The sequence below is a fragment of the Rhizobium sp. NPDC090275 genome, assembly GCF_044772225.1.
GTDB lineage: Bacteria > Pseudomonadota > Alphaproteobacteria > Rhizobiales > Rhizobiaceae > Rhizobium.
On record NZ_JBIVYL010000009.1, the window covers coordinates 75403 to 101218 of the forward strand.

The window sequence follows — 25816 nt, forward strand, 5'->3', positions numbered from 1 at the left end:
TCCCGCTGCGGCGGGACGTTACGACCACTCGATGATGAAGAGTTCAATCGAGTCCGGCTGAAAGCTGATGCCAAGATGCCGGGCGTTTGGGCAGGCGGAGATCATGGCCTCCAGCTGCGCGGCGTCGATGAATTCGACACCGTCATCTCCGCCGAACGTCCTCCGCTTGACCTCGAACCAGTCGTCGTTCGTGCGGGGATCGCATTCGAGGGCATAGGCGATGAACGGCGTTTCGCCGTCCGGCAATTTGCCGTTCGAGCACAGGTAGACACCGTGATCACCCACGAGCCAGACACCCGGCTGTTCATCGCGACCGGGAGAAAGACCTGAGTGCGGATTGCGGAAACCGCCGTTAGCTTCCGCGTCGGTGCGACCGCGGGCCACGACCGCTCGTACGGATTCGATCGGAAAGGAAAGCACGACACACCTCCCTTATGCAGCAACCGCTTCAGGCAGATATCGCAGATTGACCGGCAACTTCGCTGAAATCTCCGCGTCGGTCAGATCCTCCAGGAGCTTGACGTTGACCGTCCCGGTTCCAAACATGCGAATCTTTCGCCTGCCACGTTTGGAAACAGGAAACTGCAAATCAGCATAACCGCGATAGTCGTCAGCGGTACTCGACCAGATGTGCTCCAGCCTTTCTTCACGGGTCATTGCCCGGACCGGCCGGGTTTCCCGCTCGATAATCGTGGTGCGCATCTGCTGGGGCGACGACGTATCAGCAAGGTCGCAATAGCCATGGAAATAGCGGATTTGACCGTCAATCCTGAGGGTGAAGAAGACGGAAGTGACCGAGCCCGTCAAAAATTCCCGCATGGCAAACATATCGCCACGCATCCAAAGTGGGGGCAGGATCTCGAACATGTAATCGTGCTCGCGCTCACCGAGCTCGAACCATTCTCCGTTGTAGAGAGCGATGTCGTCGCCATCACAACGGTTTGGACGTTGTGCGTGACGGTCGAACATGCGGACATCTGATGGCGCTCAGTGATGCCCTGATAGATTTTGCGGATGGGAGAGAGCGTCATGATCGGCTCCTTCAGCCTCGTCGGGGCGCAAGCGCGGCGGATCCTCATGGTCGCCATCGTCTCTTCAGCCCTTCCTGACCCCTCCCCCAAGCCGCCTCTCCGTCCGGGCGGGTCAAGGGCCGGCTTGAGCCGGGCGAAGCTTCACCCTTGACGCGGCCGGCGGGCATGCGGCAGGCCTCCCTCTCTTTCTATTCTTCTTTCGCCTTTTTCTTGTTCGCGAGCGCGTAGCGCATCATTCCAGTCCTCGGCCGGCGGCTTCAGCCGTAACCAGTCGCAGCCCGCTTCATCGGCAATGTCGCGAAGGCGGCCGGCAAAACTCTCACCCTGGCTGTTGGCATCGGTTGCCGCGACGAGCAGCGCGCCGGTACACGAGACCAGCTTTCGGAGCGCGACGTCCGTGGTCGGCGACCAGCCGCCGCCGGTGCTGAGATAGAGGCTTCCCTCGCGCAGCCCTTCGAAAGCGGCAAGGCTCATGGCGTCGATCGCTGCTTCGGTGACGCACAGGCGCAGGGCGTCTTTGGCACCGAGCCGGAACAGCACTTTCGATCCGCCCGTCGAGAATCCTCGCCAGTCCGGGCCGCGCTCTTCCCAGCCGGTCACGGCACCAGCGTCATCGACATGGGCCGCCCACATACTGCCGTAGGGACCTTCGCGCAGGACATTGGTCTCGATAGCCGCACGGATGATACTGTTCGGCACGTAGCGATCGGTTGCAAGGTAGCGCCATGTCATAGACCCGCGCCATGGCCTTCGCCGACCGTCCCATCGCTCCCGGATGGATGCTGCAGGAGCGGTATTGCGCACTGAACGTCGCCACTCTGGCTCCTGCAAATCGACCCCAACCAGCGACGCGACACGATTGAGAGCATCTACAAAGGAAAAGCCCTCCATATGCTGAACGAGGCTGAAGACATCGCCCTTAGCGTCGCAGAGCGGGTCGAACCATCCCCTGCCCCCGTGTATGACGATGACAATCTCCCCGCCGCGCCGGTGTTTGATCGCCCGCCGTGTGCTTTCCTTCAGGTCGACCGCGAACCCTGCCTGCTCCAGCACGACGGCGCACGGCACACGATCCCGTAGGTCTTCCAGTTTCTGTTTTTCCATCCTTCTGCCGGCGCTCTTGGCGCCGCCCTTCTTGTCCGATTCATTTCTCCCGCAATTTGCGGGACCGCTTCCGACGGTCTGCGAAGAGCAAAGGAGGCAAGGGCGCGACTGGCAACCTGCAGATCTGCACCTTGGCACCGAGGGGCCGCACCAGTCGCGGCGCAGCTTCCCTTGCCGCCTGCAGCTCGCAAGCGGCAAGGAATGCCGGCTCAATGAGCCGGCCCGTACGCGAAGGGATCGAACTCCGCGATGGTCTCGACCTCGCCGTCATCGAGTTCGTCGCTCGGAAGGACGCCGAACTCGTTGCCGGACCAGAAAAGCGTGACCGGGACCATAAGGGTGTGGGAAAGCTGGAAGGCGTGGTTCCGTGCGAGGTTGAGATCTGTGTTCATCGGAGGGCTCCATCCTGGAGCGGGCCGTTCCCGCTCGATGGCTCCCGTCAGTGTCCGGAACCGGTCGCGATCACCGCGAAGGCAAAGCCGAGTGGCCGCACGCTTGCGTAGCGGACCCCGCAGCGGGTTGATCGACGGAGATCCGGGGCAGGACCAGGAAGCCATCCATCAAGAGCGGGAATGGAACGCCTCCATGAGCACGGCCTCGAGTTTCAAAGATCTTGCTGGTGAGGAACACATCACCGCACACCACACTCTGGTCGTCCGTCCACACCGGTCTGGGAGTAGCTCGCCGCCAATGCTGGCGTACGGTGGAGAAGGAGCCGCGCGCAGCAAGCAACCGCAAATTCGAGGGTGTTAGGTAGACCATCCCCTTTTGCATAGGTGCGTTGCACAATTCTTGTTTGCGCATCGCACAATATCTAGGCAGTATGCCTATAGCTGATGCACGCGATGGCTTCCTCCCAGGTCCATCGTATCAGCTGTTCCCCTCTGGAGGTTTTTGACCTTCACAATTAAAGGGCCTCGGTATTCCGGTGGCCCTATTTTTTTGGCGCGAAGGCAGCCCAGGAAATTTATCGAAAATCACGCGTCTTCACCCTGATCTGATCGATGTGCCCGTAGGGATCGACGATATCGCGAACCTTCGGCATTCCACGCGGATCGGGGTCGGCGACCCGTGATGAAACTCGTCACCGCGCCCATTCAGAAGCGGAAACGCCTTGTCTCGGGACCCGATACTGGCAAGCTCGGCAGAACGATTAGTCAGCCGGCGCGCGACCAGATGGACGACCTCACCTTCGCGCTGGACCTTGCCATAGACGCCGATCATGCCGGCAACTTGCATCTGGTCTTTATAGTGTTGATCCCCAGCATACAGCTTGGAAAAACATCCTTCTATTCGACGACGTTTTCCGATCTGGCACAACCTTAAACGAGATCACCAAAGTCCTGCTCGATTAAGGGCAGGCATCAAGCGTGCGCGTCCTCACAATAACCAACACATGGAGCAACCAATGAACACCGTTTTCATCGGTGGCTCGCGACACATTTCGCGGCTACCTGCTCGAGCGAAGGAGCGATTAAATAATATCATTGAGAATGGGCATCACGTTGTTGTCGGCGACGCCAATGGTGCGGACAAAGCAGTCCAGAAGCACTTGTCGGACGCCGCCTATGAAAAGGTGACCGTATTCTGCTCCGGCGACAAACCTCGCAATAATTTCGGTGAATGGCGAACGCAAAATATCATGCCGCCTAAGCACGTGAAGGGCTTCCAGTTTTATACGGCGAAGGACCGTGAGATGGCCCGCGAGGCCGATTTCGGATTCATGATCTGGGACGGCAAGAGCCCTGGCACGGTCTTGAACGTCCTGCGTCTGATCAAGGCAGGGAAAAAGGCTGTTCTTCTAAACGTTCCCGAAAAGTCACCGGTGACATTCAAAACCAGGGAACAATGGAGCGCATTCTTAGCCAGATGTAGTGCTGACCTGCGCGAAAATTTACGCGACCGCGCGACCTCCGACGAATGGGAGGTAGAGGAACCAAGCGCGCAAGCCGATCTGCTGGCAACAGTTCGAGACGTTGAGCCGGTGGAGCACTCCCCCGCCCCAGACCTTTCACCGGTCGAGGATCCAGCTGCCAATGTGAATGCTGCCCTGGCCTCTGGCGACGCGTTGGGCCATCTTGCTCGTGCGAAAAAGGGAGGGATGACGCAGATCGCAAAAGAAACGGGGTTAGCGAGAGAAAGCCTTTACAGGGCGCTCGGAAAAGACGGCAATCCGGGACTTATGACGATTCTCAAAGTCATTTCCGCGCTGGGCCTCACGCTTCAAGCAAAGATGCAAACCAATTCCTAACCCCAAAGATTGGTTGCGCGTCGGCGCAGTCGCCTAAATATCCAACATTTCAGGGGGTGACTTGAACGGATTGAGGATGCGTACTCCACGCCCCGTGAAATCGGAGACATTTCGCGTTACAACTACCAAACCGTGGACGCGTGCGGTCGCGGCCAGTGCAACGTCCCATCGGTCCTTGTTCTTACTTCCGAGAAGGCGCGTCCACTCGGCGACAACCGGCCCGTCAATCGGAATGATGCGATCAGAGAACGATTTTTCGAGCATCTCGATGGCGTCAAGGATTCTCTGGGCACGGTCCGGTTCACGTTTCATCAATGCTTCGGCTCCGCGACGCTTCTCGAATAGCGTTGCGACACTCAGCCGAAGATCCGTGTCATCGACGGTCGTGATCCATTTATGCACATTCTTGTGCCCGCCGTGCTTGAGTTCACGGAGAACATTCTCATCGAGCAGATAAAGCGTCACGGAATGGCCCTTGGTGCGACTTCACCAGGGTCACCGTCATCATCGAATGCACCAGCATCAGCCAAATCGGTCAAAGTGCTCTTCAGGCTCTTCGTTGGATAGGGACGCCCGCGCTTTGGGTAAGCCTTGGCATACTCGACTGCAGCTTCGGCCTGATCCCGCGTAATGGACGGAAAATCCGCAAGGACGACATCAATGCCCTCGTCCCGCGCCAATGCCGCGATAAGGTGCGCCGAGACTGCCGTTCCGCGAACAACCGCCTCTCCTCGGGCGCCCGTGCTTTCAACCCTACATCTGACTGCTTCGAGTTTGGCCATTCGGTCATTAAGATCGATGTCGATTTGCGCCAGATCCAGTTCAAGCCTACCGAGTTGGAGTTTGTGAGCATTATCGGGCAATTTGCGTAAGGCACCATAGAGCCGGCGCCGCCCTGCTGGCGTCAAGTCTTTGTTGAGCTCATCTGCAAGCCGCAGGAAGCGCAGTTCGGCCGGGCCAAGGAGCCTTTGAACCATGTTCCCCACCTTCTTTTGCCGGGCGTGAATGACGCCCGTGTCAACCGCCTTGTTGAGCATCGCTGGGGTTCTGCCCAGGACATACCCTGCTTCGCTCAGCGTAAAATTCTGGATTTGGGACAAGCATGACTCCTTCATCAATCCATCCCAATATAGGGGTGAATTAGACAGTATGCAAGGCGCGAATCAGTCGTCATCACGTCGACTAAGAACAATCCCTGCCGACTTACTTGACGAGCCTCAGAGTGCCTCGTCCGGGAGTTAAGGTCGTATTTGTCGAAGACGGCACAGCAACCGTCACGAGCCCGAAAAGAAGCTTCACAATTTCAGACTCTGGTATCGAAAGCATTGCGGAAAGCCCTTCCACGCCACCACCGTTTTGACGAAGATCATCCAGGACTTTCTTCCAAACCTGAGATTGTTCACGACGGATCGCCCGTGGCTCGGTCGTGCGCCACCCTCGCCGAGATATTTCCACGAATAGCTGTTGATAGGTCCATTTTGACGCCAAACCAAGTTCGTGAAGGCGATAGGTCATGGCCGCAACGGAAACCGCCCACGAGGCTTTGAGATCGACGACTTGGGGAAGCCCTGTGATACGTCCGACGGCTCGCAAGGGTGCCTCCGGCATCAAAAAAGCGGCAGCAAACTCATTGGCCTGCTTCTCAGCCTCAAGCCCATTGGGCGCGGCGTGTTTATGCAAGACCAGATGTCCAAGTTCGTGCGCTGCATCAAAGCGACTACGCTCGGCAGACTTCTGCGAGTTCAGGAAGATGTAAGGCCGATCATCTCTCCAGACTGAGAAAGCATCAACTTCCTTACCATCTTCACCGAGAGAAAAAACGCGCACGCCCTTGAGCTCGAGAAGATGAACCATGTTTTTGATCGGACGATTCCCGAGCGCCCAAAAATCCCGCAGCGCGGCCGCTGCGCTCTGAGGAGTGTCTTCCCTCATATCGGGAACGGATGCCGACGGGAGATTGAATTCTGCATCGAGCCAATCGGAGAGCAAGAACGCGATCGCGCCGGCGGCGATCGCTCCATCTCTTTGCCTTGCCGTCATTTTACTCATAGACCGAAAACTAACGCCTTCCGGTCGAGGAACGTCAACGTCGTCCAACATAAAGAAAGACAACGGAAATTGCAGAATTCGGGAAAGCTTACGAGCAGTCTCATCGCTTGGAAGGTATTCTCCGGCCTCATAGCCTGTGACGGTTCGAGGTTCGATTCCAGCCTTGGCGGCAAGCTCCTTCATCGTCAAGCCGGCTCGCTGACGAGCCACGGTCAACCGCAATTTGTTGAACATCACGCGACCTTGCGGGTTACGGGCACATCGATGTCCGGATTGTCGATCGGATCTTCGACGGGAAGCCCACCATTTGCATCAGGCAGCGGAATGAAGATCCTCTCTTCCCAGCTCGTGACATTGCGCTCATCAAAAGCGGATGGGAGGGACAGCTCCGCGCGACATACCTCATCTTCGATGTGGATCAGCAACATCCAGGTTGGATAGCTCAAAATGGTGGCCGCTTTGCGGAGCTCGGCTTCAACCGTTTCCGGAAACATATCTGTTTCGAGGTTGTTCTTTAGGACCGCCGCTTCAGTATACAGACCTTTGAGCGACTTCGTGCGCGGCGAGCCGTGAGACATACACGTCATGGCATCTGAGCTGGCCACGACGATATTAATCTGTGACGAGTCGTTGATGACCAGCGAGTAGTTACTCGGATCATCTTTACGCCATCCGAGAGGAAGCAATTCGTCACGCAGCGTGCGCACCACAAACCGCCAGGCCTCAGTTCCCGGTATGAACGGCGGATCATTGTCTATGCAGTTGAGACGCGCGGTGTGGCCTGCAAGTACTGCCCGTACGACCGCCTCCACTGATACGTTCAGTTCCGCCAGCCGGCGCCTGGCGTCGGAGGGGGTTTGATGCACGAGAATCGCAGACACTGCCATGGAATCACCTCGACTTCATTTTTTCAACCTTCTAGCAGGTTTAAAAAATGAAGTCCACGCGATTGAAATGACCGCCCTCAGCGCGAAACGAGTTCGACGATAGCGTTGGCAATGTCCGTATCGGCGCCAGATAACTCCGAAGCGATATCGAGCAGATCGCCTTCGGCTATGCCATCGAGATGGCCAAACAAGTAGGATGCCATCCGAAGGGGTTCCAGGAGTGCAGCTCCTGCTTCCTGCAGTACGCGTTCGACATCCCCATGGATGCGATAGGAACGGATGGCTTCGCGAGCCCTGCCTCGAGCATCCTTAAGCCGCGTCGCAAGATTATCGCGGAAGCGCTTCTCCTCGTCGCGCGCCCACGGAGCAGAGGCGCGGCATACCACATATTCGCCCCAGAAGGATTCCGCGAATTGCTGCTCCAGCTTCCCGATATAGGTCCTTGCCCTGTATCCGATCAGCACTCCTGGGAATTGTCGCTCGCGGTTGGCGTGTCCTCCCACATGTGCGCATTCATGACTAACGATGGCGAGGTCCGTACGCAGATCGTCGATATTGCGATCTCCTTCAGAAAAAGCGAGGCGCAAACAGGATCTGCCAAAAGCACTATATGCGTCTTGAATTTATCGCCCCGTTTGACCACGACAGACTTGCCGACACCGACAAGGCCTTCATCATTCGTCCGTTCTTCGGGTCGTATCCCTTCGATGCCACGATCGAGCCCGCGTAGCGCCGCATCATAATCAACGGCGACGGTGATCCATCAAGGGTACTGATATCGATATGGCGACCGATCTCGATAACCAAATGCTTGACACCAAGGCGCAAACATTCCGCACCATACTCGTTCTGGATACCCAGCACCTCGACCTTGACGTCTGGCATGGTGAACGGGATTTCAGGCTCGTCAATCTGGTCGTTCATGCCACGGCGGGCTCCTTTGTTCCTGATCTGTACTCAAGTATCAAGGAATTGCCAGAGGTTAAGCGCGCCATCAAAAAATCTATTCCTCGGGGTGGTAACCTTTAGTGCCCTCTAGCGGTCAACCCGCGAGTTCCTCGTCGATTTCCGCTTCTCCACCCTGATCACCGGACCCCGCCGACACAGCTGCGTCGATCGCTTCCTGAATTTTGCAGAAGCAATAATTGATCCGTAGATTGAGTAGCTCCTTATGAGGTGCTTCGGCGCGGATCAGCAATCGCTTGCAAGCTCGCCCGCAAAGCCTCGATCCATGCGTATTCTTAAGTAAGCAGCCGGTTGTGCTTCTCCTGCTCATATCGCGCATAGAGTCTGGCGAGCAGTCGCCCATTAGGAGGCCAATCCTGAATGACCACCTGAGAGAATGCATAATGCGGTAGCGTTCAGCATTCAGTGCCCTTGCGAACACGTTGGCGCGGCATCCTAATATGGCCTCGATCTTAATTCTCAACCCCAAAGTCGTCCGAATCCACGCAACCTTAGCTTTCCTCGGTCGCCCCAGAAAGCCGCGGAAACTCGGTGCAGCATCCTTTTATGAAAGCATTGTTGTCGCTGTCAAAGTATGTTGTGCAGGCCCCAGTTGCGCTCGTATGACGGGTTTGAGCGTTAAAAAGAGCTCAAGTCGGGATGCAACTCCCTCGACTCTCAGCTGTCCGTCCATTTGTGTCGGCAGTATATTTCGTACAAGTGGTTCGCTTAGGTCATCGGCCCATTTATTATCTCCTTCGAGCTCTTTCCAGCCAATCGTGCTTCCATCTTGGTGAGCTTTGCACTCAATCTCCACGTCGCGCGCCGTTGACACCCGTGCAAGGAGTTCGGCTATCCACATCGACAAGGGTGTGACGCTGGAGAGAGCGATCTCGATATCGATACCTGTGAATTTCACCAATGGCGCCGGATTGGTGTTTGCGACAACTGCCTCGACAATTTGACGGGCCGTGACGGGTCCGCCTGATTCCTGGAGCAAAAGGTCGTGTCCTTCGGAAAGCGCCGTTATCCGGCGCCTTAAAGCGTCGACAGCGCTCGGTGTATCGACTGAGGTACGGAAGGTACTAGATATCAGCGATCTGACGATTGAAAGATTGTTGCGAACGCGATGATGCAACTCAGCAAACAAAAGCCTGCGTTGCTCCGCAGCATTCACTTCGGGCGTTATATCTTTTACTAACCCGATATAGTGCGTGATATTCATATCCCCCGGGCCGCGGGGGTAGCCGGACGCTTCAATCCAGCGCACCTCGCCATCGATGCGGTGAATCTTACATTTGAACGCCCAGTTTGATCGTTGCGTTACCGCGTTCTCAAACGCCCTCTCTACCTTAGTCTTGTCTGATGGATCAACATGCGAGAGAAAGACATTCAGATCCCAGCGTGGTGCCTGGCCCTCATATCCGAAGATCGCGTCATGACTGCGCGTTCGCTCGGCCTCGTGAGTCTTAAGGTTTAGTGACCAAGCACCGATGCCACTCGATTGTAGAGCCATAGCGAGATAGCTCTGCGTAAGTGAGCGCGGTTCCAATGCCTCCACAACTGTGTCTTGGTTCTCAATCGCCATTAAGAAGTCGGCGCCAGTCTCGCGTCCAAGGGAGACATACGCCATGTTTTCGATGCGACCGGATGTGTTGAAAGATTTTGAGCGCAGCCTTTCAATCACCCGGCCAGAGAATTCAACGTTGCCCGCCACGCTTTCGACTGCGCAACTACCCACGACCTCTGCAAATTCCTGGAGCGAGATCGGGATTTCCTCTAATAGGGCCCTAAAGTCGTCATTGGCGAACCCGATCGCTTTGGTGGTTACATTTACGATTGCAACTGACATTACTCACCAGATCGTGGTTACCTACAACGCGGGTAACTCCATGACGAGATTGACGGTTCCGCGATCATATGGGCGGGTCGCTGATTTTCGAGCCAAATGCCACCTTCCTCAAGCCGCGTCATTACGGACGCATGGGCGACGGGCGGCCGGGCATAGTTCCAAATGCGATAAGTTGACACTCGATCATCACGCTCTACGGCCTAAGTAAACATCGATGTCGGCAGGCGATCATGTGCGGTCTATCCGAAACAGTCATGCCTGAGTAAAATCATGACCGTGTAGGTTAGGCGGGCACAACGTGGAATGGCGCCGCGGACGGCCGGTCAACACAAGGCTTTAGTTCGGGGATACTGAGCGACATTCGGATGGTGAAAAGGCAGCGCCTCCAAAACGCTGACTTAAGGCTCTCGCAAAATCGCTTCCATCTAGTTTGGGTCGATGGCCGCAGCAGACTTGTTACAGGCGATCGTCAAATTGGTGCCCGGTATCGGAAAGGCGATGCTTTCCCGTATAAAGGGCGCGGCGGTCGGCGAGTTCTAAATCGATTTCACGTAGACGCGTCAGGTGGCAGCAAAGCAAGCTGTTTAGCTTTTCCAGCTCAGCTCTGTTCGCGTCTTTCAGCTTCATACTGTAGTCAGTGATAATAGTGGACAGGTCAGCCCTATCTTGTTCAAGTTTTGCGATCGTCTTTGGCATAAAAAACTCCACGCAGCCGATTTTACGCCTCAAAACGGCACAATAGCCTCGAGAGTTCCATAGATTGCTATTGCAGATATTGCCCGTTACTTTCCATGTCTTGACATTAATATTTGATTTGCGAATCTGTAATACGGTGGGGAGTTGGGATCTCGATGTCTGCAAACGAAAAACACCTTAATGTCGGCTTATCCTGGAGTTCCGCAAACGCACCAAGTTAATCCCTGCACCGAGTGCTCAAAATCTAAAGCGCTGCCTGTTGCCGAAAAAATGGTGAACGGGGCCTCGACCACCACCCACCTTCAGGTCGCGGCCCGCTATCAAGGCGGCATGGAGATAATCACCTGCCGCCGCAACGGCTGCAGCCAGTCCATCGCCCTTGGCCAGACGGGCGGCAATCGCCGCCGACAGGGTGCAGCCGGTCCCGTGATCGTTTGTCGTCGCCAGCCGGGGCCGGACGAACTGGTGCAGTTCCCCTTCGGCGGTCAGCAGAATATCGATACACTCGCGGCCCGTGCCATGTCCGCCTTTAACGAGTACTGAGCAAGCGCCGCCTGCCTGCAGCATGCGCGCCTGGTGCATGGCGGCATCCGTCGTCGCGGCGATCATCTCGCCGGTCAGGATCGCCGCCTCGTGGAGATTGGGTGTGATGAGATCTACCCGCGGCATCAGCCGGGCTTTAAGCACGGCCACCGCATCGTCGCGCAGAAGCCGATCACCTGACGTCGCAGCCATGACAGGGTCAAGCACGACAGGCCCCCGATAGCCCTGCAAGCCATCGGCAACGGTTTCGATCGTCTCGCGCCGCGACAGCATGCCGATCTTGATGGCGTCGACGGCAAGATCGCCAAGCACGGCCCGCATCTGCGCCGACACCATCGCGGCGGACACTTCTTCGATGGCGGCGACGCCAATCGTGTTCTGCGCCGTGATGGCCGTAAGCACGCTTGCACCATAAACGCCGAGGGCCGAGAAGGTTTTCAGATCCGCCTGAATGCCGGCGCCGCCTCCGCTATCCGAGCCGGCGATCGTGAGTCCAATCACCGTCATGCCCCGACGTCCTCACGAGGTCGCCAGGGCGCGGTGGCCGAAAGCCATTGCAGGGTACGAGCCTCCGGGTTGTCATGGCGCGTAATATCCGTGACGACGGCTGCGCTGGCCGCGCCTTCTGTAAGCACGAGCGGTGCGCGCTCGGCGGTGATCCCGCCGATGGCGACGAGCGGCAAGGTGCCGATCCTGCTTTTCCAATCACCGATACGCCCCATGCCCTGAGGCTGCCACGGCATCTTCTTCAGAATTGTCGGCCAGACAGGTCCGAGCGCCACGTAATCCGGTTCTGCGGCAAGTGCTATTTCGAGCTCTGCCGGATCGTGGGTCGAGACTCCAAGCCGAAGGCCGGCCCGACGGATGGCACCGAGATCCGCGACCGCCAGATCTTCCTGACCGAGATGGATGAAATCGCAATCCTCTTCGATCGCTGCCTGCCAATAGTCGTTGACGATCAACTGGCAGTCATGATCAGCGCAGACGGCCTTTGCAGCACGAATCTCCGCGCGAATTTCGGAAGCCGCCCGATCCTTGATGCGCAATTGGACGAGTTTGACGCCGAGCGGCACCAAGCGTTCAACCCAGGCAGCGCTGTCGACGATCAAATAGAACGGGTCAAGCGTCACAGGAACACCGCCTTTCCGATGACGGGCGTCGAGGGAACGGCCATCTCGCGAGGCTCCAGCATGCCCGCCTCGAAAGCCTGCCTGCCGGCATCGATCGCCTTGGAGAAGGCCTCTGCCATGCTGGCCGGGTCTCCTGCTCCGGCGACGGCTGTGTTGAGCAGTACGGCGTCGAACCCGAGCTCCATGACCGTTGCCGCATGCGAGGGACGACCGATACCGGCATCGACGATCAGTGGCACCTCGGGGAAATTCGCCCGCATCGATCGGAGTGCAAAGAGATTGAGCGGCCCTGCCGCTGTTCCGATCGGCGCACACCACGGCATCAGCACCTTGCACCCGGCGTCAAGCAAGCGCTCGGCGACGACCAGATCGTCAGTCGTGTAGGGAAAAACCTCGAAGCCCTCGCCGATGAGGATGCGGGCCGCGTCGACCAGCGCAAAAACATCCGGCTGCAAGGTATCATGATTGCCGATGACCTCGAGCTTGATCCAGTTGGTCCGAAAAACCTCTCGCGCCATCTTCGCGGTCAGTACCGCTTCGGAGACGCCGTGGCAGCCGGCGGTATTTGGAAGAATGCGGGTGCCAAGGGCCCGGATCATGTCGAAGAAGGCGCCACCATTGCGGCCGCCTGCCGTTTCACGGCGCAAAGATACGGTCAGGATTTCCGTTCCTGAGCGTTTCACCGTCTCGGCAAGCACGGCCGGCGAGGGATAACGCGCGGTACCAAGAAGAAGACGGGACGCAATTTTATGTCCGTAGAGCTCAAGCATGATCAGCCTCCCTGCATCGGCGTCAGGATCTCGACGCGGTCATTATCGTTCAACGCGTGGTCATCGCGGTCTTCACGGTGCACGAGTTCGCCGTTGACGGCAGTTGCCAGCCAATCGCCTTCATAATCGAGCGCGCACAAGAGCTGCGAAAGTGTGGTGGCGGCAACCGTTTGAGCTTCGCCGTTGATGATCAGGCGCATTGGGATTTCCTCTACTCGGATTGTTGGCAAAAAAGCATGTCGGCAGCTTGGGCGGCCATCGCGGGCGCGAGCAGAAAGCCATGACGGTAGAGCCCGTTAAAGGTGACGATATTGTCCTGCCGCGTCACACGCGGAAAATTGTCTGGGAAGGCGGGGCGGATGCCGACGCCTGTCTCAACGACGGTGGCATCGGCAAATGCCGGATGGACCGCATAGGCGGCGTTGAGCAGCTCCATCAACGAGCGCGCAGTGATCGAGCCGTTGAAATCGCTCTCGATCATGGTCGCGCCGACCATGAACAGGCCGTCTCCGCGTGGGACGATATAGAGCGGGATGCGCGGGTGCAGGAGCCGGATGGGGCGGGCGAGGGTTACTTCTTCCGTGTGGAGATAGAGCATTTCGCCGCGCACGCCACGAAGTTCGCTGGTATCCCCGATGCGGGCGGCCCCCGTGCAATCGACGATCTCGCTAAATTCGCGCGCATCCACATCTGTCTTGGTGAACGCGACACCCTGCGCTGAAAGCTTCTTCTTCAATCCGAGCAGCGCGCGGCGCGGATTGAGGTGAGCTTCCTGGCGAAAGAACAGTGCCTGCTTGAAACGGCCGGAAAGAGAGGGTTCGAGGGAAGCGATCTCGTTTTCCCCCATCCAATCATGCCCGGTCGTGCGGCTGGCGAACCGCTTGAGTTCGCCAAAATCGCGCGGCGGCGCGATGACGAGCGTTCCGTTGCGCACGACTTCATCGGGCAGCATCTTATCCCATCGATCTGCGGCGTCGAAGCCGCGCGTCAACACGGCTTCTTCGGCGCTTTCCCGCTCACAGAAGGGCGCGAGCATGCCGCCGGCAAGCCACGAGGCGGCATGGCTGAAGTCGATATGCGGATCGGAAATGGTCACATCCGCTCCACGCGCGCTAAGTTCATGGGCAACCACGAGGCCGGCAACGCCGGCCCCTTTGACAAGGACGTGCATTTTATTCGGCCGGACGTGCGGAATTGTCTATTGGCATATAAAGATCGCCGCCTTCCCGGTATTTTGCCGCCATGGCTTCCAGCCCTTCTTTCTGCGCTTCGGCGCGAATGTCATGCGAGATCCGCATCGAGCAGAATTTCGGACCGCACATCGAGCAGAAATGCGCGACCTTGTGCGCTTCCTTCGGCAGGGTTTCGTCGTGGAAGCTGCGGGCGGTGTCCGGATCGAGCGACAGATTAAACTGATCCTCCCAACGGAATTCGAAACGAGCTCGCGACAAGGCGTCGTCACGTACCTGGGCCGCCGGATGGCCCTTGGCCAGATCGGCGGCATGTGCGGCGATCTTGTATGTGATCACACCGGTCTTGACGTCGTTTCTATCCGGCAGGCCCAAATGTTCCTTCGGCGTGACGTAGCAGAGCATCGCTGTTCCGAACCAGCCGATCATCGCAGCGCCGATTCCCGAGGTGATATGATCGTAGCCGGGTGCGATATCCGTCGTCAGCGGCCCGAGCGTATAGAAGGGCGCTTCGCCGCAAACGGCGAGCTGCTTGTCCATGTTCTCCTTGATCTTGTGCATCGGCACGTGGCCGGGGCCTTCGATCATGACCTGACAATCCTTAGCCCAGGCAATCTTCGTCAACTCGCCGAGCGTCTCCAGCTCGGCAAACTGTGCGGCGTCGTTGGCGTCGGCGATCGAGCCGGGGCGCAACCCGTCGCCGAGCGAGAAGGAGACGTCATAGGCCCGGCAGACATCGCAGATTTCCTCGAAGTGCTCGTAGAGGAAGCTCTCGCGATGGTGATGAAGACACCACTTGGCCATGATCGATCCGCCGCGTGAGACGATGCCGGTAACGCGGTTGACGGTCAGCGGAATGTAATGCAGCCTCACGCCGGCATGGATGGTGAAATAATCGACACCCTGTTCGGCCTGCTCGATCAGGGTATCCCGGTACACTTCCCAGGTCAGGTCCTCGGCGATGCCGCCAACTTTTTCCAAAGCCTGATAGAGCGGCACAGTGCCGATCGGCAGCGGCGAGTTGCGGATGATCCATTCGCGGATGTTGTGAATGTTGCGGCCCGTCGACAGGTCCATGACGGTGTCTGCACCCCAGCGCGCGGCCCAGACCATCTTCTCGACTTCTTCGGCCATGGATGAGGTGACTGCGGAATTACCGATGTTGGCGTTGATCTTCACGAGGAAGTTCCGGCCGATGATCATCGGTTCGCTTTCCGGATGGTTGATGTTGGCCGGAATGATGGCGCGGCCGGCGGCCACCTCCTGGCGGACGAATTCAGGCGTTACGTGATCTGGAATATGGGCGCCAAAGCTCTCGCCGTCGCGGATCAAAGCTTCCGCCTTCGCCTTGCGACCGAGATTTTCGCGGATGGCGATGAACTCCATTTCCGGCGTGATGATGCCGGCGCGCGCATAGGCGAGCTGGGTGACGGCCTTGCCGTCCTTGGCGCGCAGCGGCGGGCGCTTGGCCGGAAATTCGGGCGTCAGCCGATCACCGCTGACGAAGCCGTTGTCCTCGGGGCGCACGTTGCGGCCCTCATAGGCCTCGACATCGCCGCGGGAGAGAACCCAGTCGCGGCGCAACTGCGACAGGCCCTGTTCGATGCGGATATCGGCTCCTTCGATCGTGTAGGGACCGGAGGAATCATAGACGACGACCGGCGGTTCGCCTGATGTCGGATGGACGCTGATTTCGCGCATCGGCACCCGGATGTTGGCGTGGATCTCTCCGGGGATATTGATCTTCCGCGAGGCCGGCAGCGGGCCGGTGGTCACTGTGGGGGTCAGGCTTTTTGCGGCAATATTCATGGTTTGAGGCTCCAAGTTGCGGTTGGAGACCCAGTCATCAGCCGGAATGATGGAAAGACGCCGGCACGGATTCCGAGCGGGAAACCCTTGCTTTTCGAGCGCTTGCACCGTCCCTACGCCAGTATGAACTGGATCAGGTTCAACGGGTCACTGCGCCCACAATCGGCAAAACCGAGTTGTTCAGCAGAATCTCAGCCCCTTGCCGGGACACCCCTGGTGAATGTCGAAAGGCTATGCGACGTTACGCACCTTGGTCAAGTCAAAACGCAAAGTAGACAGTGCTTGATGACGGTTCGATCTTTGATCAAACGACGATCTTCCGAGTGGAAGGGGCTCCGCCTGGCAATTCAACGTCGATACCTCCACCTCGGCGCTTCGCGCGATAGGACGCGAGATCTGCCAGTCGAACCATGTCGTCGAGATTGGCTTCATCAGCAGAACTGATCGTGTAACCGAGACTGACGCCTATCGAGACCTCCTCGCCAAAAATCGAATATGGCAGTACAAGCTCCGCCGCTGTCTTCTCAGCGAACTCCGCGACCTCACGGGGTGTCGTTATTCCGACCTGAAGGATAACGAACTCATCGCCACCAAAGCGCGCGGCGACGTTGGGCAAAGTGACTAACGACCGCAGGCGCCCAGCTACCGTGCGTAGTAGCTCGTCGCCTCCCGAGTGGCCAAGTCTGTCATTGATGGCCTTAAAGCCATCAAGATCGAAGCAATGGACACCGACCAGTGTGCCAAGGCTCTTTTGGTAGGACCGAAAGGTCTCCTGCATCGAAAATCGATTCGGTAAAGCCGTAAGGCCGTCTTGTCGGGCATGAGACGCCATCTCCAGGGCAAGAACGATCTGGCGCCTAGCAGTGGTGTAAACATGCCAAACACTTTGCATTCCCGCCGCAAAGAAAACGGAAAACATCCCTGCGAGGATAAGGTGGGGGGTATCGCCAACCAACGCTGCCGAAATTATGGTCGGAACCGCTGCAATGGTGATTGCCGATGCGGCGATCTTCGGCCGTACTGAGACGCGGCTCGCCACACCTGCGGAATATCCAAGCAGGAGGGCCGCGGCAAGCATGTGGAGATGAAGATCGATGCTGCGAAACATCATGACAGAGAGGGCCGCCACGGATGCCGCAACGACGGCAGTCACAGACGCATGCGAAATTTCCCAGCGGTCCGTTTCAACTCGCGTCTTGACGAAGCCCCCATTGCTTCTGACCTGGCGGTGCATGATAACCACCTTTGCGAAGGACGCAGCCGTACCAAGGACGGTCGCGACCAGCAGATGCGGATCCGCAACGGTCGCATATGAGAATAGACCAAAGATTAGAATGGTGAGTCCCATCACCGTGGTGGGCGACGTGGTCTGAGCAAGTTCAGAGACAAGCGCATTCCGGATTTCGGGAGTTTCCTCAACACGAAACATTTTCACCTCAGAGAACGCAGTCGCTTCTGAAGCGACCATGCTAGACTTTAACCCGCCTAAGCTGCGGAATTGTTAAATGGTCTTCCATGAGAGATTGATTTGCGGGTCACGGGAGCTTTCCTCCCATGACCCGAACTTCGTTGCTTTCACTTGTTCTCCGAAAATTTCGGACGAGCACGCAGCGGTTCGCGATAGTTCGACCTTGCATGACCAATGAGCCTGTTGATAAAGTCGAGCTTGTCAACGACGGGCGGCGGCAAGACAAACGGATAGATGTCACCCTGCCCCATCGAGCGCTGGAATGTGTTGAGCGCAAGACTGATGGGCACCCAGGCATTGACGAGCTGCTGTGCACTCTTGGCCCGGTAAGGGTCGAAATTGACCTCCGCATCAAGCTCATGGTGCCTCATTGGTTCGATTGAAAGACCGAAGGCGCGCGACGATTCCAAAGTATCAACGATGTGGAAGAGATGCGCCCAGCATTCGGCAAAGTCTTCGGAAGGGTGGCAGCTTGCGTATGTCGAGATGAAGTTCTCCTGCCAATTTGGCGGTGGTCCTTCCGAATAGTTACGCTGAAGTGCCGCATCGTAGTCCTCACGTTCGTCGCCGAAAAGCGATCGCGCTTCGTCGATCAAGTCGCTGTCTGCGACGAGTTGCTGAAAATAGAAGTGTCCAATCTCATGCCGAAAATGGCCAAGCAACGTTCGGTATGGCTCGCCCATCGACACCCGGACGGTCTCGCGCACGACGTCGTCTGATTCAGCCGCGCGCAAGCTGATAAGGCCATCTTCGTGACCGGTCATAGCCGGAATGAGGTTACCGAGCTCATCGATTGCATCCTCCAGAAAATCGAAGACCAATCCGGCCTGCGGGTCAGCATCTCTTCCTGGACAAGGCAAACCAAACCGCAGGATAGAGTAGAACAACTGTCTTTGTGCGGCGCCGATCTTTCGAAACCGCTCCAAGCCCTGCGGCGTATCGGTATTCGGGATCAGGCGGTTGTATCGGGCCGGAATGGCCAATGGATTGGGGTCGTCGGATCGCACCAACCAATTGCTTCCGTCAATCTGCGCGTTCCCGCAGAAACGCCACGTTTCACCAGGGCGCGATATGATGCTCCAAAGATCATCACCTGCTGGCATCAAAGTGTGCATCGTCATTGTTTCGGCGAGAAAGCCGACAGGAGCGTTGTCAGCACCGACGCTGAAGTGATTGTCGAAATAGAGTGGCAGTCCGCTGACGTCGCATTGATAGAGGCGCATGAATAATTTCTCTGGTTGGGGGCGTCGCCTAACGCGCGACTGGGTAAAAAGATCAGACCTCAAACCGAAAAATGTGCAGGTCGTCAGTCCCGACCGACTCGAGCTTGTTTCCAGATCGCCTTTATTTGGCCGACCGTGGCAAAATTTGGTCAACCGTGTCAAACGCCGGAACAACGTGGGTTATCGGTCGTTTGCCAGTCGCTCTCTCAAGCCTGAAAGGCAGATCATGCAGTCAAACACAAACCTGCTCCCCCATTCAACTGGTTCAGAAGGTTGGGGGGCTCGACGCAATGCGTCCGGAGAGACGGAATTCCGCCTTTGGGCGCCAGGTCAACAGCGTCTTTCTCTCGAGATCGGTACCCAGCAGTACGACATGGCTCGCAGCGAGGACGGCTGGTTCACAAAAACACTGCAGGACGTCACAATTGGTAGTGAGTACCGATACATTCTGGCTGACGGAATGGCCGTGCCCGACCCCGCATCTCGTGCGCAGACAAGCGACGTTCGCGGCCCGTCCATTGTAGTCGACCCGGACAGCTATGTTTGGCGGAACCCAGGCTGGAAAGGGCGGCCTTGGGAGGAAACCGTCGTCTACGAAGTGCATATAGGCACCTTCACCGCAGAGGGGACGTTCCAAGCGGCGATCGCTAAGCTCCCCCATCTTGCGGAGCTCGCCATCACGATGATCGAAGTCTTACCCGTCGCGCAGTTTGGCGGAGAACGCGGCTGGGGCTATGACGGCGTACTGCTCTACGCGCCGCATGCAGCTTACGGTACATCCGATGATTTCAAAGCGTTCATCGACGCGGCCCATAGCGTCGGCCTTTCAGTCGTGCTGGACATCGTGCTCAACCACTTCGGCCCGGAAGGCAACTATCTCCCGCTCCTGGCGCCGGACTTCTATCACGAAGACCGCGTTACGCCTTGGGGCGCTGGGATTGCTTACGATGTCGATGCAGCCCGCCGCTATATTGTCGACGCGCCGCTTTACTGGCTGCACGAGTTTCGCCTCGACGGCCTGCGCTTCGACGCGATCGATCAGATCGACGATACATCCGAAAAGCATGTTTTGATCGAGATCGCAGAGCGCATCCGCGCCGAGATTACCGACCGGCCCATTCACCTGACGACAGAGGACAGCCGCAATGTCATTTTCCTGCATCCACGCGACGAGGAGAGCGCAGCGCCGCTGTTTACCGGGGAGTGGAACGACGACTTCCACAATGCCGTGCATGTCTTGGCGACCGGAGAAACTCATGCGTATTACAAAGATTTCGCCAAAGAGCCGGAAAAGCTGGTGGCGCGGGTTCTAGCCGAAGGCTTCGCCTATCAAGGTGAAGTGTCGCCGCAGACCGGCGAAAAGCGTGGCGTCAAAAGTGCTGGACAGCCGCCGGTCGCCTTCGTCGATTTCATCCAGAACCATGATCAGGTGGGCAACCGCGCCCAGGGCGAACGGCTGATCGCGCTTGCCGGGGTAGAACGCACGAAAATCCTGCTTGCAGCACTTCTCGTCTCACCGCATATCCCGCTTCTGTTCATGGGCGAGGAATATGGCGAAACCAATCCGTTCCTGTTCTTCACCGATTTCCACGGCGACCTTGCCAAGGCCGTCCGGGAAGGCCGCGCCCGCGAATTCGAGGGCCATGCCGGCCATGAAGGCGAAGAGGTTCCCGACCCGAACGCGAGAAAGACCTTCGACATCTCGAAACTCGACTGGCAGAAGCCGGAAAGAGCCGAAGGCCGGGACTGGCTGGCGCTGACGAAGCAACTGCTTACCCTTCGCCAGGCGAAGATCGTGCCGCTTCTTGGCACCGCAGGCGGCCATGCCGGCAAAGTAGTGAAGACCGATGACGGGTTCCTCGCCGTCACCTGGACGTTTCCGAAGGGCACGCTCTCCGTCGCGCTCAATATCGGCGAGACCGCGCAACCGCTGCCCGACCAGCCGGGCGAGACGATCTTCGCCTGTCCGGCCGCGACAAACGACCTGCCGCAGAATTCCATCATCGTCCGTCTTGCTCCGGGAGTTGCAGAATGAAGATCCCGACCGCCACCTACCGCATCCAGTTCCGCAACGGCATGACCTTCGACCGGGCGGCCGGCCTCGTGCCCTACCTGAAACGGCTCGGCATCAGCCATCTCTATGCCTCGCCGGTCTTCACCGCGACGTCGGGCTCGACCCACGGCTATGACGTGACCGATGCCAACGAGATCGACCCGTCGATCGGCGGCCGCGAAGGTTTCGACCGCATGGTGAAGGCGCTGAAGGCGGCCGGCCTCGGCCTGATTCTCGACATCGTGCCCAATCACATGGCCGCCTCGCTGGAAAATCCCTGGTGGCATGACGTCATCGAGAATGGCGAGAACAGCCGCTATGCCCGTCATTTCGACATCGACTGGTCGCGCCGCCTCACCCTGCCCTTCCTCGGCGATACGTTCGAGGCGGTGCTGGAGAACGGCGACATCTCGGTCAAGCCCGATCCGAATACTGGAAAGCCGGCGCTCGCCTACTTCGAGAGCGTCTACCCGCTTGCGCCACAAACCTATCAGGGTCGTGAGGCTGAGGTGCTGAAGCTCGCCGCCAAGGCCGACATCGCAGCCCTGCACGAGCGCCAGCCCTACCGGCTGATGTCCTGGCGGGATGCGCCGCGCGATCTCTCATATCGCCGCTTTTTCGAGATCACGGGGCTTGCCGGCGTCCGGGTCGAGGACAAGACGGTGTTCGACGACACCCATCGTCTGATCCTCGAACTGGTCCATTCCGGCGCCGTCGACGGACTGCGCGTCGACCATGTCGATGGCTTGGCCGATCCGAAGACCTATCTGCAACAGTTGCGGCAGGCGACCGGAGCTGATTGCTACATCACCGTGGAAAAGATCCTCGGGGAAGGTGAACATATTCCGGCCGACTGGCCGATATCAGGCACGACCGGCTACGAGTTCATAGCCGCGCTCTCCGATGCGCTGGTGGATGGCGGCAGGATTGACGACCTGCGCAAGGCCTATGACGATGTCGCCGGCAACAAGGTCGATATGGAGACCGAGCTGCGCGCCGCCAAGACGCTGATGGCGGACAGAAACTTCGAGGGCGAATTTACGACGCTGCTGAAGCTGGCGACGGACATCGCCGAGACCGACGGGATTGCCATCGACAAGGCGTCCGTCAAATCGGTACTGCGCGAACTGCTCGTCGCTTTCCCGGTCTATCGCACCTATGGCACGACATCGGGTCTTACGCAGGAAGGCCACGACATGCTGGGCAAAGTCGTCGCCAAGGTTTCCAGCGGCCCGAATGCGCCGGAGCCGCAGGCGCTAGATCTCATCACCCGCATCTTGGCGGGCGACGTCTCAGCGACGGCCTCCGGCGAGGCCGCCGAATTCCGCACCCGCTTCCAGCAGCTAACCGGACCGCTGATGGCGAAATCCGTGGAAGACACGCTCTTCTTCCGCCAGCACATGGCGCTGGCCCTGAACGAAGTCGGAGCCGAACCTCTTCCCCGCACGTTCTCTATCGACCGGTTCCATGCTGAGATGAAGACGCGCCTTGAACGTCAGCCCGACGCGATCTCCAGCACCTCGACGCACGACACCAAGCGCGGCGAGGATTCGCGTGCGCGTCTCTATACCCTGACCGAGGCACCCGATCTCTGGGCCGAACACGTCACCCGCTGGCGCGGCATCAACCGTGCCAGTGTCGTCACTCTAGATGACGGCCCCGCCCCGGAGCCGTCCGTAGAATGGATGCTCTATCAGGCGCTCGCCGGCGTCTGGCCGCCGAACCTGCAGCCAGACGACGCGGCCGGACTGAAGGCGCTGGAGGAGCGGTTTCTGGCCTATGTGGAAAAGTCGGTCAGAGAGGCGAAGCTGCGTACCGATTGGGGCGAAAGCAACGAGGCGTATGAGAAGGCCGTCCTCGATTACGCCGCACATCTGCTTTCGCCTGAGAACCAGAAATTTCTGGCAGATTTCAAAAGCGCGATACAGCCGTTTATCGAAGCTGGAGTCTTAAACAGCCTCAGCCAAACGATCATCAAACTGACTGCCCCCGGAGTGCCGGACATCTATCAAGGCAGCGAGATGCTCGATCTTAGTCTAGTCGATCCCGACAACAGGCGGGAGCCCGATTTCTCACAGCTCGAAAATTCATTGGAGTCGAGTGATGAAATCGACTTTTCGTCAGAATCCGATTTACGGAGTGGGGCCACAAAGCAGCGTGTGATCCGTCGAGTTCTCGAACTGCGTCGCCGCAAAATCGAGCTGTTTCGATATGGCAGCTACATACCAATGTTCTTACGCGCACCAAAGGTGATAGCCTTTGCACGTAAATGGAAAGAAGACGAGGTAGTCGTCGTTGTCGCGCGTAAAAACCTCGCCGCCGTCGACATTGGCGATGCAGCGGGCCAAGCCCCGCCAGCGAACCTCGGCGTGACGGTCGCGCCTGGCGCAGCTTCTTACACCGACCTCCTCACCGGCGACATTTACAACAAGGAGCAACTGCCGGACGCCATTGCGACGCCGCGCCCCTACCTCATCCTGATCTCAAACACGCCATCTGGAGCACAGCTATGAACGCCGATGATAGAAAATTCGATGTCCAGTCCGGCTGGTCGCACACCCTGGGCGCCACGCCTGACGAGAGTGGTGTTAACTTCGCGTTGTTTTCCGCTCACGCGGAGCGCGTCGAGCTTTGCCTCTTCGATGAGGATCGCAAGACGGAGGTAGCCCGCATCGAGCTTCCGGAATACACGAATGAAGTGTTTCACGGATACGTACCCGGTCTAAAGCCGGGGGCTCTTTACGGTTACAGGGTGCATGGACCATACGACCCGGAAAACGGCCATCGGTTTAACGCGAATAAGCTCCTCCTTGACCCGTACGCGCGCGAACTCGTCGGCGACATAGAGTGGAATGAAGCGCACTTTTCTTATGAACTTCTGTCGGAAGACAAAGACCTGACATTCGATACTCGAGACAGCGCGCCGTTTACCCCGAAAGCGCGCGTGATTGATCCCAATGCGTTGGACTGGCAGGACATCAAGCGACCATGCATCCCGTGGTCGAAAACCATTGTCTACGAGACGCACGTCAAGGGGTTTACCCAGCTGAACAGTTCCATCCCGCAGGAGCTGAGAGGTACCTTCGATGGGCTTGGACATAAGGCGGCGGTCGATTATATCAAAAACCTTGGCGTTACGTCTGTCGAACTTCTGCCGATTCATTGGTTTCCGGACGACCAGTACCTTCTGGACAAAGGTTTGAAAAACTTCTGGGGATACAACTCGCTGGGATTCTTTGCGCCCGCCTCTCGCTACTATGGCCCGAACCGTATTCAGGGCTTCCGAGATATGGTCCGCGCGTTTCATGACGCGGGTGTCGAGGTCATTCTCGACGTGGTCTACAACCACACCGCCGAGGGGAACGAACTTGGACCGACCCTCTCGTTCAAGGGGATCGACAATTTTTCCTACTACCGAACCATGCCCGACCAGCATCGCTATTATATTAACGACACGGGAACCGGCAACACGGTCAACACCTCCCATCCTCGCGTCCTTCAGCTCGTGACCGATAGCCTGCGCTATTGGGCTGAAGCGATGCATATCGACGGCTTCCGTTTCGATTTGGGGACAATCCTTGGCCGTGAGCCAGATGGGTTCGACCAGCGCGGAGGATTTTTTGATGCGGTAACGCAGGATCCCGTTTTGTCGAAGCTCAAGCTGATCGGCGAGCCTTGGGACATCGGGCCAGGCGGTTATCAGGTCGGTGGCTTCCCGCCTGGTTGGGCGGAATGGAATGACAAGTATCGAGACACCGTACGTGAGTACTGGAAGGGCAATAACGTGTCGACCGATTTTGCGGCGCGCCTCCTTGGATCGGGCGACATTTACGATCTTCGCGGCCGCAGGCCGTGGTCTAGCGTCAATTTCATCACGGCCCATGACGGCTTCACGCTGAATGACGTCGTCTCCTATAACGAGAAGCACAACGATGCCAACGGAGAGGATAACAACGACGGGCATTCGGACAACCGGTCCTACAATTACGGCGCCGAAGGCCCCACAGAAGACGCTGGTATCAACGAAGTCCGGGAGCGCCAAAAGCGCAACTTCCTAGCGACCTTGCTTCTGAGCCATGGAACGCCAATGATCCTAGCGGGTGACGAGTTTGGGCGGAGTCAGGTTGGAAATAACAATGGCTATTGCCAGGATAGCGAGATCTCATGGGTTCACTGGGACAATCTTCCAGAAACCTGTGAGAGCTTGCGCGAGTTCACACGACGGTTTATCGAACTCCGAGCGAAACAACCGCTTCTTCGTCGCGAGAATTGGCGCGACGGAATGGAAATCAAATGGTTAAACGCCGGTGGCGGTGAGCAACAGGCCGATCACTGGGAGGAAGGCACAACGCTCGGCCTATACCTTGCTCGTGAAGACTTACGAGACGAAGAAGGCGTATGGCCGGAAGTCTTACTGTTGTTCAATCCGTTTGAGGGCAATGTTCCATTCCACATCCCACAGCCGGAAAAGGGAGAGTGGGTGATGGAGCTTTCGACGGCACCCACGTTAGCTGATCCAGGGATTTCATCGGATGCCGAATTCGACTTGGAAGGCCGCAGTCTCGCAATCCTGCGACCGGCGTTACCGCCTGCTCAGTGAAATATATGAAGCTGTCTCCAAGGCTGCCGGGTTCACTCCCGGCAGTCCAGGAAATCCATCGCCAGCCACGATTGCGCGGTTCCTCACCGCATACCCTCAGCCTCTCGCGACCCCTTGAATACCGATACGCGCTGGCGACCTCGAGCATCGAGACTGAGAACAACGACGCCGCAACCTTCTGTCGGGCGGTGTGCGACGTATTCCTACCGTCTCAA

General features: G+C 57.9%; 23 protein-coding genes, 2 pseudogenes and 1 riboswitch. Of the genes and pseudogenes, 4 read left to right on the forward strand and 21 right to left on the reverse strand.

The genetic code is table 11. The annotated features are described in order from the left end of the window. Positions 1–18: 18 nt before the first annotated feature. The 5 genes and pseudogenes from ACIQUB_RS22010 to ACIQUB_RS22030 form a co-directional block, all read right to left on the reverse strand. The gene (locus ACIQUB_RS22010; protein ID WP_402932131.1) at positions 19–420 is read right to left on the reverse strand and encodes a DUF3085 domain-containing protein; all 402 of its coding nucleotides are present in this window, start codon (positions 418–420) and stop codon (positions 19–21) included. 12 nt (positions 421–432) lie between these two features. Continuing rightward, a pseudogene (locus tag ACIQUB_RS22015) lies at positions 433–1031 on the reverse strand (DUF1419 domain-containing protein). Between the two features lie 141 nt (positions 1032–1172). After that, on the reverse strand, positions 1173–2135 hold the full coding sequence (locus tag ACIQUB_RS22020; protein ID WP_402932132.1) for a DUF3991 domain-containing protein: 963 nt from the start codon (positions 2133–2135) through the stop codon (positions 1173–1175). Between the two features lie 209 nt (positions 2136–2344). Further along, positions 2345–2527 (reverse strand): hypothetical protein, encoded by a 183-nt coding sequence (locus ACIQUB_RS22025; RefSeq protein ID WP_402932134.1) that lies wholly within the window; start codon positions 2525–2527, stop codon positions 2345–2347. 575 nt (positions 2528–3102) lie between these two features. Beyond that, positions 3103–3368: pseudogene (locus ACIQUB_RS22030) on the reverse strand (DNA-binding protein); the annotation flags it as partial. Between the two features lie 175 nt (positions 3369–3543). On the opposite strand from ACIQUB_RS22030, the gene ACIQUB_RS22035 reads away from it, so the two are divergent. Further along, a complete protein-coding gene (locus ACIQUB_RS22035; RefSeq protein WP_402932136.1) occupies positions 3544–4386 on the forward strand; it encodes an addiction module antidote protein in 843 nt (280 codons plus the stop codon). A gap of 33 nt (positions 4387–4419) precedes the next feature. On the opposite strand, the gene ACIQUB_RS22040 is transcribed toward ACIQUB_RS22035, so the two are convergent. The 16 genes from ACIQUB_RS22040 to ACIQUB_RS22115 all read right to left on the reverse strand — a co-directional run bounded on the left by ACIQUB_RS22040 (position 4420) and on the right by ACIQUB_RS22115 (position 18948). Then, positions 4420–4851, reverse strand: a complete 432-nt coding sequence (locus ACIQUB_RS22040; RefSeq protein ID WP_402932138.1) for a type II toxin-antitoxin system VapC family toxin — start codon at positions 4849–4851, stop codon at positions 4420–4422. Continuing rightward, on the reverse strand, positions 4848–5486 hold the full coding sequence (locus ACIQUB_RS22045; protein ID WP_402932140.1) for a DUF433 domain-containing protein: 639 nt from the start codon (positions 5484–5486) through the stop codon (positions 4848–4850). The genes ACIQUB_RS22040 and ACIQUB_RS22045 overlap by 4 nt, the downstream gene beginning before the upstream one ends. Before the next feature lie 103 nt (positions 5487–5589). Beyond that, complete coding sequence (locus ACIQUB_RS22050) at positions 5590–6669, reverse strand: XRE family transcriptional regulator (RefSeq protein WP_174051684.1); 1080 nt, start codon at positions 6667–6669, stop codon at positions 5590–5592. Next, positions 6669–7322, reverse strand: coding sequence for a hypothetical protein (locus ACIQUB_RS22055; RefSeq protein WP_402932143.1), 654 nt, complete (start codon positions 7320–7322; stop codon positions 6669–6671). Before ACIQUB_RS22055 ends, ACIQUB_RS22050 begins: the two co-directional genes overlap by 1 nt. 77 nt (positions 7323–7399) lie before the next feature. After that, a complete protein-coding gene (locus ACIQUB_RS22060) occupies positions 7400–7909 on the reverse strand; it encodes a hypothetical protein (protein WP_402932145.1) in 510 nt (169 codons plus the stop codon). Positions 7910–7928: 19 nt separating this feature from the next. After that, entirely contained in the window at positions 7929–8246 is a 318-nt protein-coding gene (locus tag ACIQUB_RS22065; RefSeq protein WP_402932147.1) for a hypothetical protein, read from the reverse strand. Between the two features lie 586 nt (positions 8247–8832). Next, entirely contained in the window at positions 8833–10119 is a 1287-nt protein-coding gene (locus ACIQUB_RS22070) for an HWE histidine kinase domain-containing protein (protein WP_402932150.1), read from the reverse strand. A 456-nt stretch (positions 10120–10575) separates the two neighbouring features. Beyond that, positions 10576–10815 (reverse strand): hypothetical protein, encoded by a 240-nt coding sequence (locus tag ACIQUB_RS22075; RefSeq protein ID WP_402932152.1) that lies wholly within the window; start codon positions 10813–10815, stop codon positions 10576–10578. A 237-nt stretch (positions 10816–11052) separates the two neighbouring features. After that, entirely contained in the window at positions 11053–11865 is an 813-nt protein-coding gene (gene thiD / locus ACIQUB_RS22080) for a bifunctional hydroxymethylpyrimidine kinase/phosphomethylpyrimidine kinase (protein WP_402932154.1), read from the reverse strand. Next, the gene (locus tag ACIQUB_RS22085; protein ID WP_402932156.1) at positions 11862–12488 is read right to left on the reverse strand and encodes a thiamine phosphate synthase; all 627 of its coding nucleotides are present in this window, start codon (positions 12486–12488) and stop codon (positions 11862–11864) included. Before ACIQUB_RS22085 ends, thiD begins: the two co-directional genes overlap by 4 nt. Beyond that, positions 12485–13258 carry a thiazole synthase gene (locus ACIQUB_RS22090; protein ID WP_402932158.1) on the reverse strand — a complete coding sequence of 258 codons (774 nt, stop codon included), beginning with the start codon at positions 13256–13258 and terminating at the stop codon, positions 12485–12487. The genes ACIQUB_RS22085 and ACIQUB_RS22090 overlap by 4 nt, the downstream gene beginning before the upstream one ends. Before the next feature lie 2 nt (positions 13259–13260). After that, positions 13261–13458, reverse strand: a complete 198-nt coding sequence (gene thiS, locus ACIQUB_RS22095; protein ID WP_168813960.1) for a sulfur carrier protein ThiS — start codon at positions 13456–13458, stop codon at positions 13261–13263. A gap of 11 nt (positions 13459–13469) precedes the next feature. Next, positions 13470–14429: a glycine oxidase ThiO gene (thiO, locus tag ACIQUB_RS22100; protein ID WP_402932162.1), complete on the reverse strand. Its 960-nt coding sequence runs from the start codon at positions 14427–14429 to the stop codon at positions 13470–13472. Between the two features lies 1 nt (position 14430). After that, complete coding sequence (gene thiC / locus ACIQUB_RS22105; RefSeq protein WP_402932164.1) at positions 14431–16257, reverse strand: phosphomethylpyrimidine synthase ThiC; 1827 nt, start codon at positions 16255–16257, stop codon at positions 14431–14433. Between the two features lie 92 nt (positions 16258–16349). Continuing rightward, positions 16350–16482, reverse strand: a riboswitch (TPP riboswitch). A gap of 79 nt (positions 16483–16561) precedes the next feature. After that, a complete protein-coding gene (locus ACIQUB_RS22110) occupies positions 16562–17725 on the reverse strand; it encodes a diguanylate cyclase domain-containing protein (protein ID WP_402932166.1) in 1164 nt (387 codons plus the stop codon). Between the two features lie 107 nt (positions 17726–17832). Next, the gene (locus ACIQUB_RS22115) at positions 17833–18948 is read right to left on the reverse strand and encodes a putative zinc-binding metallopeptidase (protein WP_402932168.1); all 1116 of its coding nucleotides are present in this window, start codon (positions 18946–18948) and stop codon (positions 17833–17835) included. Between ACIQUB_RS22115 and treZ the strand changes: the two genes are divergently transcribed. Genes treZ through glgX form a run of 3 tightly spaced genes read left to right on the forward strand, consistent with a single transcriptional unit; the run spans position 18947 to position 25601 of the window. Further along, positions 18947–20983 carry a malto-oligosyltrehalose trehalohydrolase gene (treZ, locus tag ACIQUB_RS22120; protein WP_402932170.1) on the forward strand — a complete coding sequence of 679 codons (2037 nt, stop codon included), beginning with the start codon at positions 18947–18949 and terminating at the stop codon, positions 20981–20983. The genes ACIQUB_RS22115 and treZ overlap by 2 nt on opposite strands. Continuing rightward, a complete protein-coding gene (treY, locus tag ACIQUB_RS22125; RefSeq protein ID WP_402932172.1) occupies positions 20980–23514 on the forward strand; it encodes a malto-oligosyltrehalose synthase in 2535 nt (844 codons plus the stop codon). Before treZ ends, treY begins: the two co-directional genes overlap by 4 nt. Then, the gene (glgX, locus tag ACIQUB_RS22130; RefSeq protein WP_402932174.1) at positions 23511–25601 is read left to right on the forward strand and encodes a glycogen debranching protein GlgX; all 2091 of its coding nucleotides are present in this window, start codon (positions 23511–23513) and stop codon (positions 25599–25601) included. The genes treY and glgX overlap by 4 nt, the downstream gene beginning before the upstream one ends. The last annotated feature ends 215 nt before the right edge of the window (positions 25602–25816 follow it).